The sequence below is a fragment of the Mesorhizobium sp. WSM4832 genome (genome assembly GCF_055811115.1).
On record NZ_JBVVQH010000041.1, the window covers coordinates 1 to 13228 of the forward strand.

4 protein-coding genes and 5 pseudogenes are annotated in these 13228 nt (G+C 58.6%); 7 read left to right on the forward strand and 2 right to left on the reverse strand.

Features of this window, described 5'->3' with window-relative positions:
• Positions 1-366 precede the first annotated feature (366 nt).
• Positions 367-716: pseudogene (locus AC0L2L_RS33010) on the reverse strand (transposase); the annotation flags it as partial.
• Positions 717-841: 125 nt separating this feature from the next.
• On the opposite strand from AC0L2L_RS33010, the gene AC0L2L_RS33015 reads away from it, so the two are divergent.
• A complete protein-coding gene (locus AC0L2L_RS33015; protein WP_473583976.1) occupies positions 842-1879 on the forward strand; it encodes a cytochrome-c peroxidase in 1038 nt (345 codons plus the stop codon).
• 1014 nt (positions 1880-2893) lie between these two features.
• Positions 2894-3067 (forward strand): annotated as a pseudogene (locus tag AC0L2L_RS33020) (helix-turn-helix domain-containing protein); the annotation flags it as partial.
• A gap of 2 nt (positions 3068-3069) precedes the next feature.
• Here AC0L2L_RS33020 and AC0L2L_RS33025 read toward each other — a convergent pair.
• Positions 3070-3594: pseudogene (locus AC0L2L_RS33025) on the reverse strand (IS21 family transposase); the annotation flags it as partial.
• 1183 nt (positions 3595-4777) lie between these two features.
• Between AC0L2L_RS33025 and AC0L2L_RS33030 the strand changes: the two are divergent.
• From AC0L2L_RS33030 to AC0L2L_RS33050, 5 genes and pseudogenes are all read left to right on the forward strand, one after another.
• The gene (locus tag AC0L2L_RS33030) at positions 4778-5653 is read left to right on the forward strand and encodes a hypothetical protein (protein ID WP_473583977.1); all 876 of its coding nucleotides are present in this window, start codon (positions 4778-4780) and stop codon (positions 5651-5653) included.
• A 246-nt stretch (positions 5654-5899) separates the two neighbouring features.
• Entirely contained in the window at positions 5900-7591 is a 1692-nt protein-coding gene (gene virD4, locus AC0L2L_RS33035; RefSeq protein ID WP_473583978.1) for a type IV secretion system ATPase VirD4, read from the forward strand.
• Between the two features lie 240 nt (positions 7592-7831).
• A complete protein-coding gene (locus AC0L2L_RS33040) occupies positions 7832-8986 on the forward strand; it encodes a type III secretion protein (protein ID WP_473583979.1) in 1155 nt (384 codons plus the stop codon).
• Between the two features lie 696 nt (positions 8987-9682).
• Positions 9683-10498 (forward strand): annotated as a pseudogene (locus tag AC0L2L_RS33045) (type IV secretory system conjugative DNA transfer family protein); the annotation flags it as partial.
• A gap of 12 nt (positions 10499-10510) precedes the next feature.
• Positions 10511-13228 (forward strand): annotated as a pseudogene (locus AC0L2L_RS33050) (Ulp1 family isopeptidase); the annotation flags it as partial.

The window sequence follows — 13228 nt, forward strand, 5'->3', positions numbered from 1 at the left end:
GTGTCTTGCGTCTTGGCGCTTGCCACCTGGACAGGGCTTCCGGCGTCACCCACAGGGTCAAACTGCCGCGATGACGAGGTAGTGTGCTGAGAGTTCTGCAAATTCGCTGAGAGAGGGCGGTCATGGCAGGCTGGTGATTGTTCACGTCACCGATTCCCGCGAAGGATGCTCTTTCCACGAGCTGGTAGAATCTTATGGGTGATCCTTGTCACGCTCGCTCTGCGATTATGCCTCATCGCCGTGCTCGACCATCCCGACCTGGTTTAGGCGCGGCCGCGCGCGCAGTGGCCGGTCAAGGCTGGCCGAAGGTAAGCGCGCTGACGGCCCCCTGCACGCGCCGGCATGCTGCAATGGTCGGGCGCACGATCAGGCGGCTTCCGGCATGATGTTTTGTCGCGTCCAACGAACTCTGTGCCGTCGCGCCACATGCGATGCATGATCACCGCCGGCCGGCGAGCCAATGCGGTAATGGCCTTCTGTCGGCCGCGCCGCCTGGCAGCATTCATCGCCCAAGCCCTTAGCCACGACCATTTCGTCACGCGCGTTATCAGTGTCTGCGCTGCTTCGTAAACGAGCGTTCGCATTATGGCGTCGCCACAGCGGATATCCGACCAATGTGGCGGCCGACTCATCGAGCACCGGCGTCAGTCCCAGATCGCTACGCGCCCCTTGGAGTTGCGGAAGCGGGCCGGAAGGTCGATTGTCGCCGTACAGGCTGTCGCTCGATGCCATCTTGGGTCCGGTCGGCAGGCCAGATTCACTCGATCCGCTGATCTAGCGCAAGGCGCTAGCGGACCGCATGTGGAGAATGGTTGCCGTGCACACCGCAAGGACACCATTTATGAAAATGCTATTCACTGCGACGGCTGTTGCCTTTGTGGCGGCCACTGCATTTGCTACGCAACTGATCCCAGTAGATCTCAAACAAACGGCACTGGCCACCTTCAAGCCTTTGCCATCGAAGCCGGCGGTCGCCGACAACCCGATCACACCGGAGAAAGTTGCCCTCGGCAAGGCACTGTTCTTCGATCCACGCCTCTCGTCGTCAGGCATCTTCTCGTGCAACTCGTGCCACAACTTGGCGACCGGAGGCGACGACAATCGCGAAACGTCGATAGGCCACGGTTGGCAGAAGGGACCGCGCAACGCGCCGACGGTATTTAACACTGTCTTCAACAATGGGCAGTTTTGGGATGGTCGCGCCGTGGACCTGAAGGCCCAGGCCAAAGGACCGATACAGGCCGGTGGCGAAATGGCCAACACACCAGATCAAGTCACCGACACGCTCAAGTCGATGCCGCAATATGTCGAGTGGTTCAATTCGGCTTTCCCAGATGAAGTCGATCGTATTTCCTTCGAAAACGTGGCCAAAGCAATCGAAGCCTATGAGGCGACACTGGTCACGCCCGCCCCCTTCGACGCCTTTCTCAATGGCAATGACGCCGCCATCACTTCCGAAGAGAAACAGGGCCTGGCGCTTTTCATCGAAAAGGGCTGCTCGTCTTGCCATTCCGGCATCAACGTTGGAGGCGAAGGGTATTACCCATTCGGCCTCGTTGAGAAGCCTAGCGCGGATGTTCTGCCGGAGTACGACAAGGGCCGATTTGCCGTCACCAATGCAGCCGACGATTCCTATGTGTTCCGCGTGGCACCGCTGCGCAACGTAGCAATCACGGCACCGTACTTTCATTCGGGCAAGGTTTGGGACCTGAGACAGGCCGTCGCCATCATGGGGACCACCCAGCTCGGCGAAGAATTAACGCAAAACGAAATCGACCGAATCGTTGCCTTCCTTAATTCATTGACCGGAAAGCTACCGGAGATAGCTTATCCCATCTTACCCACTGAAACGGCGACAACACCCCGACCTCAATCGTAGATTCTTATTGAAAATAGACGATCGCGTCGGGCGCGTGAGCATTGGTTTCCGTCATCGACTGGGCCGATTGCCACCGCCCCACCGTCATCGGATCGGGCCGCGATACGTCGCCGAAGATGATGAGAAAGCGCTGGTTGCGGGAGCATAACTTTGCACCCAGCCATCCTGGGTGAAGGAAAGCTGCTCGCCGAAATGCTGTATTGTGAGCGTTTCCCTGTCCTTCATCCCGACCGCTGTAATCGTTCAGTACTCTTCCGACAGCCAACATCGCGTTTCACGGCCGAACCGCAGAGCTTTGGCCGAAGCCGAGCTGCGCCGCGCCGTCGGAAACGTCTGGTCACATTTGCCAGGTGCGTGTTGAAAACGGTGATTCCGTGACACATTATCGCCACCGTTTAGCCGCGAGGTCGACCCAATCATCCGCGAGATAGCCGGCGTTGCCCTAGACGGTTCGGTCCGGCACCGGCTCAAGCCCACCCCCCTGCGCAAGGGTCAGTGCCGGACCGAACCACCCTGCAGCTCTTGCTTGGATGAATCAGGTGCGACGCTCGAACTGCAAATGGCGGGCTTCAGAAGCAAGCTGATCCGCTTCATTGATACTGGTTCCCAAATTTCACAGCCCGCCAAAGACCCGCATAGCCACAGTGGTTTGGGGCGGCGTGGGCCGCCAGGGGCATCTCGGGCCGGCATCAGGCCGAGAGGGCGACGCAAGCTCGCATCGGGCGAGCCGCTCACGCTGGTACCGTTCTGCGCTCCGTATTTGCGGGCAGCCTCCTTGCCCGGCTTGAACCGCTGATCGGAACGACGGGGCCGTATCTCGAGCCGCGCGGTTGGGCTTCCAAGGCTTCAACTACAGCTTGCGCGCCATCCCGCTCCCGCCAACAGGCCTGTTAGAACCAGCATGGGCGGGGAATGGTGTCGGCCGAATTGAGAAACTGATCCCTGACGACGCGAAGAACTGACCCCTCTCTTTGAGAGGCGAGATTTCTGTGAGTCCTGCACCGTCGAGGGGCGATGCAGGGTAAGCGGATGCTGCAAGCAGAGGAAGTGATGTCGCTGGTGCGCCTGCATCGATGTGGCTGAGGCGCAAAACGGATTGCAAAGGAATTCGGTTGCGCACGCAATACGGCTCGCCGCTACCTTCGTGAGAGCGGGTCATGGCGTATTGAGGCCGCGCGCGCTGGTTTCCTCAATGGCGTCAGAGCCTGCATATGACAGCGCAGCAACGTCTTCAGGTCTTGGTGCATGAAGTAGCGGGCCAAGCTGTAGCGCGAGTGGACCAAGCATGAGCGAGAACAGGCGGACGATGCGCATCACCCTCCGGGCGCGTCTGTGAACTCGGTGATGCAGCGCGCGAAGTCGATCTGTGTCTTGATGTCCGGCCGGAGCTTCGAACCGCACCTCGAATGGACGCACCCGCTCCTGCAGTCGGATCGCGGCCACGAAGCGCTTCACGGCGGTGTAGGCGTTGTCATAGCCGCGCACACGAATCTCGCGCGTCAGGCGCACGGCGGAAAGGTTGAGGCCCGTTCGTTGATAGTCGGCAAAGGGCGCGATCTTGTTTGGACACCCGTCCCTGGCCGCCGGCCGGGAGTTGGAGCCGCGCTCGATGTATTTGCAGACCATCTTGGGTCGCGGCACATTCGCCGTACGATCGCGGTCACGGACAGGCCCTGACGGTGTAGATCTGCGGTCCAAGGAGAATTTCTGATCATATTGGCAAGTCTTGTCGCCTTGGCCGAGCGCGATTTCGGCGGGCAGCGCGCCAACTAGCGACATTTTCTATGCCCACAATCAGGGAATATTCCTCGCCCGATGAAAGTGGTGGCTATGGACATTTTTGTTTCGGGTGTGCCAGCGTGTGTCGCCGACGTCCGCGCGCGGCACCGTCAGATCGTAGAAAAGCTTCCGGCCAGGTCGGGCAGCCGACCCTTTGCCGAAAATGAGAATCGCCTCGATCCGGCGACCTATTTCCGGCACTACCATATTCGGCGAGGCGCACCGACGGACGCCGCATATTGTATACCGATCGCGAGGTCGTCGCACTGCTGGATGCTGCGCGGTAATTGCAGTAGTCCTTCGTTATGAGGTGTCGACAGGCGCAGCGGTCTGTTCTCATTCCGGTTGCAAGCAGCGCTGCGACAAATCATGTTGCTCCGGAGGAGGCACTTCTCGTTGAGAAACCCGGCAGCACAGGGCATTGACCACGTAGCGATTGCCTCTAGAGAGCTGCGATCGGCTCGCTCGATTCAATAGCCCGCGGGCAGGAGAGACGGACCGGCACCGGTCGCCAGCGCTGGCGATGACTGCCGCTGCACGACAGGCGGGTCGCGTCGAGGACGGGGCGGCATTGCGCGATGCCGTGCTGCCCGCCCGCGCGAGCGATTTGTTTCCCCGCCGGACTTTTGCTCCTCGCCTGCGCTGGTTGGGTCGCGGAGATCGCGATGGGTCGAACCCCAACTGCAGCAGGACCGCGTTGGTGGTGGCATGGCACGGCAATGCTATTGGCGCGGCGCTGCGCAAATTGCCGGTCAGGTCGCGACTGATTTCCTTGCCAAGGAAGGAGGATAACCGCGGGTGATCGGCTGAAGGAGTGATGGTCGTCATCGAACGGTCGATCACACAGGTCTGCGAAAGGAGAAGCTGCTGCGGACCACGTCATGCCAGGGGTAGGCGAATGAGGCGTCTTCGACGTGCCATTCGTGCCATCGGGCTGCGAACGCGCATCGCCTTTGAGGCCAACTTCATAATATTTCTTTGGCTTAGATGGGCTCTCGGTGTGACCAGAGAGCTGGTAGAAGCCGATGCGAGACTACAAGTGTAACACCATATTGGTTTAGCAGACCAAGCTTCGGTGATAGCCTCATGGGGTAGAGAAACGCCTTTGGAGGCCGAGCGATGGATCGCGATAGCAGACGGACACGTGCAGCTGGAAGTTCATCCAGCGACACCAGGAGGGCCGAGGAAAGCCGTAACCACCTCCTGCCAGACGGGCCACTGGCCAATGTTGCAGAAGGGCTAGTAACCGCTAACCCGCGCGATACAGCACGCGATCTTGGGAGCTTCAAATCCGCCGACAGGCAAACGCGACGTGCAGTTCAGGACTTTGCACCCGGGCAAGAATCTGACCTCAGCAGATTTGATAGGCGCAACAACCAGCTCGGAGGATCAGCCAACGTTCTGGTCGACAAATTGACGGCCGGATTGGGGTTCAACTCGGATGATGTAGCATTGCTCCAAGTCCAAGCGGCTAGTAATGTAGGCCATTTTCTAGGGCCCCAGAAGCAGACTGCTCTTGTTAATCGCATTGGCAACATGAATCCAATGGAGCAAGCTGTAGGAGTTATGTTTGTGGCGCAAAACTTCAGTAAGTTTAATGACCAAAATAAATCTCGCATTTTTGAGCAGGCCATTGAATTGGCTGCTGATCCTCATCAGCACCACATGGTCAAGGTGACCGCCCAAAATGCGCTTGTCGCCGCGTATCACCAGTTAGACGCAAATCAACAAGCACAAGCTAACTCACTTCCCGACCTGCATGGCCTGTTGCAGAACATGCCTCCTCCGCGGCATGCAGCAGAGGAACGGAGTGCGAATTTGGATGGCCACATAGCAGGTATTGAGGCTTCAGTGCGTGATACAGTAGGCCCGCAAACCTCCTATGAACAGCTGCGGCGGGGTGGTCAAGTCGGGCGGTCTATAAGCCGCGCCTACAATCACGCCCGCGAGGATCTAATGGCTGCCTCCAGAACCAGAGATCGCTCCGGCCGTTGAGGTCTCGGCCATGGCAAGTGGTGCTTTCTCCCCGAATTCCGTTCACGGCCAGGCCATTCCCAATTCGCTGGCCGTTGACGAACCTGCTTTAGGATAACTTTCAAAAACCACGTCTGCCGGGTGGTGCGATGCAACCATCGCACCACCCGCTGTGGCATCGATCTGTCGAGCGGCGACATCGCGCGACGTCGGTCCAGTGTCTCAAGCAAGCGCAGCATTAGCTACGGCTAACCCGGCAATGGAACAATGCCTTCAACAAAAACGACGCCCCCCAACATAGCCATTAGCATCGCCTGCTCACTCGCCTTGGGCTTCTGCGCGGCAAGTCTGTACGCAACGTTCCGCCATGGGGGGAGCGGCGACGCTTTGATGACGTTTGACGTCCGTGCCTTTTGGTTCGAGACGCCCTTCTATCTGGGTTTCGCAACCCCCGTCTTCTATCGGGGCGTGGCTATCGTGCTCGCAACGTCCGCGGTCGTCTTGCTGATTCAGCAGATCGTATTACGGCGCAAACTCGAACATCACGGGACGGCGCGCTGGGCGCGAGTGGATGAGATGCGACGCGCGGGTTATCTACGACGATACCGTGGCGTGACAGGCCCGGTATTTGGGAAGACGAGTGGCCCTTTCTGGCCTGGCTACTACCTGACCAATGGCGAGCAGCCTCACAGCCTTGTCGTCGCACCGACCCGTGCTGGTAAGGGCGTCGGCATTGTCATTCCAACGCTACTTACATTCAAAGGCTCGGTGATAGCTCTCGACGTCAAAGGGGAGCTCTTTGAGCTTACCTCGAGGGCGCGCCAGGCCGCCGGCGCCGAGGTGTTCAAATTTGCGCCGCTGGATTCGGAGCGGCGCACAAATTGCTACAATCCGCTGTTGGACCTTATTGCGCTGTCTCCACAGCAGCAATTCACCGAGGCCCGCCGCCTGGCGGCAAACCTAATTACGGCAAAGGGGGAGGGCGCGGAAGGTTTCGTCAACGGCGCGCGAGATCTCTTTGTCGCGGGCATCCTCGCCTGCATCGAGCGGGGCACGCCAACAATCGGCGCCGTCTATGATCTCTTCGCCCAGCCGGGGGAGAAGTTTAAGCTCTTCGCGCGACTCGCCATGGAGACCCGGAACAAAGAGGCGCAACGCATCTTCGACGACATGGCGGGGAACGATACAAAAATCCTGACCTCCTACACGTCCGTCCTTGGCGATGGGGGGCTCAATTTGTGGGCGGATCCCGCTGTAAAGGCGGCGACAAGTCGCTCAGATTTTTCGGTCTACGATCTTCGTCGTCGCAAAACGTGCATCTATCTTTGCGTTGGTCCGAACGATCTTGAGGTGGTCGCGCCTTTGATACGCCTGTTCTTTCAGCAAGTCGTTTCAATTCTGCAGCGGTCGCTGCCTCGCCGGGACGAAACTTACGAAGTCCTGTTTCTGCTCGACGAGTTCAAGCACTTGGGTAAGCTGGAGGCGATCGAGACCGCAATTACGACCATCGCGGGCTACAAGGGTCGCTTCATGCTCATCATCCAAAGCCTCTCGGCACTGACGGGGGCCTATGGCGAGGCTGGCAAGCAGAATTTTCTCAGCAATACCGGCCTGCAAGTGTTCATGGCTACGGCCGATGACGAGACCCCGAACTACATTTCCAAAGCCATCGGTGAATACACGTTTGAAGCCAAATCGATTTCCTACAGCCAGGCGCGAACGTTCGATTGGAACATTCAGAATTCGTATCAAGGTGCACCGCTGTTGCGTCCCGAACAGGTTCGGCTGCTCGATGAAGACTACGAGATTGTTCTCATCAAAGGCCTGCCACCATTGCAATTGAGGAAGGTGCGATATTTTTCGGACCGCATCCTTAAACGCATCTTCGAAAGCCAGACAGGCGCCCTCCCGGAGCCGGCACCCTTGATGGAAGCTCATCCAGATGACACTGACGGTTAAGCGCCCGTCTCGCCTATCCCGTCCCTCGGCGATCAGAAACTCCACTACAGGTGAACGGCTATGGGAATTTGCATCTCCAAATCCTCCGGATCGACTCGACATGCTACATATGACACGGAAGAGGCGCCGCGAGAATCCACGGCAGCGCAGAGGGTCTCCCTGGGCACGCCTGCCGACAGGTTGCGATGGGGCGGAGATGCGCCTCTGGAGCAACATCAAATCCAGCAGGCTGCCTACCACATGGGAGCATATGTCGTCGGCGACGAGGTCACGAGTCCGATAAGACTCGCGACAGCCGGGCAAACCATTCACGACGTCCGCCTGCTGCTCAAGCATGGCCGGGCAAACGTTAAGGCGGACGACATTCCCTCGCACGGCCACAACGGCATCGGATCGTCGGTAGCAAAGATCGCAAGAGACGGGACCAGCAAGGTTGCAACGGCCGTAGTTATGGGAGCGGCGTGCTGCGATCAGATCGCTCCCCTTTCCGCCATCGTCCATGCCCCGCACATGGCGTCCAACGAGCAGAGTGTGACCTCTGGTGCTTCCGTGTCAATGAAAGAGATAACCGAAGAAGGTGATGAGATCCCAGCCAAGGCGGGTCACACTTGGAGCGAACTGCGGCGCGGAAGCCGCGACCCGAGGTCGACCGTTGTCATGGATGCCTGGGCAAACGGTCCCGCTGTTCGGTTGAAAGACAGCGCATGGAGCAGAGAGCCGGCCAAGAAAGGTCCTTGGTCGATGGACAAAAGCAGCGCCGAATTCCTGAAAAACCGTCTTGAGGGGCTGATTCCGTTAGTGCATCCGGACACAGATGAAGACACTGCCAACAATTTGCGCAGGAAACAAAACCAACCCACATCCTGGGAAAAATACGCAGAAGTACAAGTGATCTCACCCGAGCTCGCTAATAGTGTACGCAACGCGTTGTCCCGTATTCCTGAAGACCAACAAAAGGAAATCGCATCACTGATGATTCAGGAAGCCTACGGAATGGATCCTTCCTCGCGCACGCACCAAGACGCAGTGGAATCAGTTCTGGTGGCCGCCAACCAACTGGACTCGCTGCCCCGGCCCCCTGTCGAGCCGCCGGAATTAGCGGCGTATCACCAGTTCGACGCAAATCAACAGGCCCAAGCTCACGCAGTTCCCGGAATGCAAGATATCTTGCCGCACATGCCGCCTCCGCGGCATGCAGCAGAGGAACGGAGTGCGAATTTGGATGGCCACATAGCAGGTATTGAGGCTTCAGTGCGTGATACAGTAGGCCCGCAAACCTCCTATGAACAGCTGCGGCGGGGTGGTCAAGTCGGGCGGTCTATAAGCCGCGCCTACAATCACGCCCGCGAGGATCTAATGGCTGCCTCCAGAACCAGAGATCGCTCCGGCCGTTGAGGTCTCGGCCATGGCAAGTGGTGCTTTCTCCCCGAATTCCGTTCACGGCCAGGCCATTCCCAATTCGCTGGCCGTTGACGAACCTGCTTTAGGATAACTTTCAAAAACCACGTCTGCCGGGTGGTGCGATGCAACCATCGCACCACCCGCTGTGGCATCGATCTGTCGAGCGGCGACATCGCGCGACGTCGGTCCAGTGTCTCAAGCAAGCGCAGCATTAGCTACGGCTAACCCGGCAATGGAACAATGCCTTCAACAAAAACGACGCCCCCCAACATAGCCATTAGCATCGCCTGCTCACTCGCCTTGGGCTTCTGCGCGGCAAGTCTGTACGCAACGTTCCGCCGTGGGGGTAGCGGCGAGGCTTTGATGACGTTTGACATCCGTGCCTTTTGGTTCGAGACGCCGTTCTATCTGGGTTTCGCAACTCCTGTCTTCCATCGGGGCCCTCTTCGCCCAGCCGGGGGAGAAGTTCAAACTCTTCGCGCAACTCGCCATGCAGACCCGGAACAAAGAGGCACAACGCACTTTCGACGATTGGCGGGGAACGATACAAAAATCCTGACGTCCTACACGTCCGTAGCTATCGTGCTCGCCACGTCGGCGGTCGTCTTGCTGTTTCAGCAGATCGTATTGCGGCGCAAACTCGAACATCACGGGACGGCGCGCTGGGCGCGAGTGGATGAAATGCGACGCACCGGATATCTGCGACGTCTCGGCGATGGCGGGCTCAATCTGTGGGCGGATTCGGCTGTAAAGGCGGCGACAAGTCGCTCAGGTTTTTCGGTGTACGATCTTCGCCGTCGTAAAACGTGCATCTATCTTTGCGTTGGTCCGAACGACCTTGAGGTGGTCGCGCCTTTGATACGTCTGTTCTTTCAGCAAGTCGTTTCAATTCTGCAGCGGTCGCTGCCCCGCCAAGATGAAAAATACGAAGTTCTGTTTCTGCTCGATGAATTCAAGCACTTGGGTAAGCTGGAGGCGATCGAGACCGCAATTACGACCATCGCGGGCTACAAGGGTCGCTTCATGCTCATCATCCAAAGCCTCTCGGCACTGACGGGGGCCTATGGCGAGGCTGGCAAGCAGAATTTTCTCAGCAATACCGGCCTGCAAGTGTTCATGGCTACGGCCGATGACGAGACCCCGAACTACATTTCCAAAGCCATCGGTGAATACACGTTTGAAGCCAAATCGATTTCCTACAGCCAGGCGCGAACGTTCGATTGGAACATTCAGAATTCGTATCAAGGTGCACCGCTGTTGCGTCCCGAACAGGTTCGGCTGCTCGATGAAGACTACGAGATTGTTCTCATCAAAGGCCTGCCACCATTGCAATTGAGGAAGGTGCGATATTTTTCGGACCGCATCCTTAAACGCATCTTCGAAAGCCAGACAGGCGCCCTCCCGGAGCCGGCACCCTTGATGGAAGCAGACGAGGGGCTCTTGGCAGAATCTCAGCCCGATGAGCAGCTGCGCGGATTGGCGCAGAACTTTGACGATACGGTTTGATGTGAGGCTAGTATGAACCCGCGAAATAGTAATCCATCCCATGTAACAGCTTTGTCGCAGGTGCAGGGCGCCGGCTTGGAAGAGGGGCAAGCGGACCAGGCCCGGCAAATGGGCGATGAGCAGCACCTTGCCGAGGCCCGGAGGCTGTTGGACCAAGCTGACGAGCCGCCAACGAATCCAGAAGAGGTTCTGCGACTTGAACAATTGAGCGAAGGGCTTGAGCGAGGGCGGCATGATCAAGCGGCCTCGTCTCTTTTCAGCGACCCAGGGGGGGCCGCTAGACCGGGTGACTACAACAGCATCGTGGCTGACGCTTTCGCAGCAGCCAGCTCTGCGCACGCCGGAGTTGAGGCCGCCGCCCCGCCAGCGCTAGCTGCCAGCCAACAGCAGATCCGGCCCTGGGCGGATGCGTTCGACCAGGGCAACCATCTGCCACCCGGGTGGGTCATCATCAACAATGAACATTCCACAGCGCTGTTGCGGCCAGCGGAGAGGCAGAGGGATACGCCGCAAGCCGCCGCCATTCAGCAGCCGCCGAACGAAATCGGAAATTCAGGTGGCCGCGTGCCGATGCAGCCCCCCATGCAGCAGTTGAGTGAATTGCCATTGCAAGGGCTGCCGGTTCAAGGAACAGGGTCCGAATACATCGGAAGGCTGCATGCGAAGGCCCGGTCCTTCGCAAGGTCTGAGGCACCCCCCGCTGCCATCGAGAACTCCGTGAACGTCTCATTCGCCGTCCCCAAAGGCTTTTCCCATGGGATACAACACGTCCCAGACGCGATGCTCTCTTCCTTGGACCATTATGGCCTCTTGCCGGATGCGGGCCAGGCCCGGCAAGTGGGCTTTGAGCAGCACGTGGCCGAGCCACGCCGAGCCGATCCGGATCCTGTCGCGGGTGGCGCCCGTGCTACCCGCTATCCCCATCTGTCCGACGAACACCGGGACCTTATTGATCGGGCGATCACTCACGTTGCGGCTCAGCAAAAATATAGCGAGAGCACGGTCCGAAAATACACGTATGCACTTCGCCGATTGGCGAATGATCTCGGCGCTCGTGGCCAAGCGACTGATCTAAGAAATCACCAATCCCTGGTCGATCACGTCGATGGTTTCTTTCCGAAAGACGATGATGTGAAGAGGGCGTTGAACGTCCTGCGTGCGTATCATGAGCCGGGCTATTCAGCGACTGCTGGCGCCCCTGCTACCCGCTATCCCTATCTGTCCGACGAACACCGGGATGTTATTGATAAGGCGATCGCCCACGCTGCGGCTCAGCAACACCATAGCCCGGCGACGCTCCGAATATACACGTATGCACTTCGCCGATTGGCGAATGATCTCGGCGCTCGCGGCCAAGCGACCGATCTAAAAAATCACCAATCCCTGGTCGATCACCTCGATACTTTCTTTTCGAAAAACAATGACATAAAGGATATAAAGCCGGCGTTGAACGTCCTGCGTGCGTATCATGAGCCGGGCTATTCAGCGACTGTCGGGCGGCCAGCGCCAGTGCCCTCAAAAGCAGACGCGCATGTCTTGGAACAAATGGCCAGTGACAGCAGCTTGGCCTCAGACACCCGTGTTGTCTATGGTCGTAGTCTTCGCAGATTTTCTGGGGAGCTTGAGAGTCGGGGCCTGACGATCTCTGGGCTGGATCATGATTCACGGATCAAATTCGCCGAGACGTTGTTTCCAGGCAGCCGCAAGCTCCGCCTGGCGTTGGGACGGGTTCGCGATACGGAGTCTGCGTCACACAGGAGCGTGACGGACGCTTTCGCGGCGGCAGGCTCTGGGCACGCCGGAGTTGAGATCGCCGCCCCGCCGCCGTTAGCTGCCAGCCAACAGCAGATCCGGCCCTGGCCGGATGCGCTTGACCCGGGCAACCACCTGCCACCACCCGAGTGGGTGATCATCAACGATGAACATTACACAGCGCCGTTGCGGCCAGCGGAGATGCAGAGGACCCTGAATACGCCGCAAGCCGCCGCCATTCAGCAGCCGCTGAGCGAAATCGGCAATTCAGCCGGCCGCGTTCCGATGCAGCCTCCCATGCAGCAGTTGCCATTGGAAGGGGTACCTGTTCAAGGGACATGGTCCGAACACATCGGAAGGCTGCATGCGGAGGCAGCGCCCTTCGCAAGGTCTGAGGCACCACCCGCTGCCATCGAGAACTCCATAAACGTCTCATTCGCCGTCCCCAAAGGCTTCTCTCATGGGACTCAACCCGTCCCAGACGCGATGCTCTCTTCCTTGGACCGCCATGACCTCTTGCCGGTTGCGGGCCAGGCCCGGCAAGCGAGCTTTGAGCAGCACGTGGCCGAGCCGCGCCGAGCCGAACCTGTCGCGAGTGGCGCCCGTGCTACCCGCTATCCCCATCTGTCCGACGAACACCGGGACGTTATTGATAAGGCGATCGCCCACGCTGCGGCTCAGCAAAAATATAGCGAGAGCACGGTCCGAAAATACACGTCTGCGCTTCGCCGATTGGCGAATGATCTCGGCGCTCGCGGCCAAGCGACTGATCTAAAAAATCACCAGCCCCTGTTCGATCACGTCATTGCTTTCTTTCCGAAAGACGATGATATGAAGAGGGGGTTGAACGTCCTACGTGCGTATCATGAGCCGGGCTATTCAGCGACTGTTGGCTCCCGCCATCCCCATCTGTCCGACGAACACCGGGACGTTATTGATAAGGCGATCGCCCACGCTGCGGCTCAGCAAAAATATAGC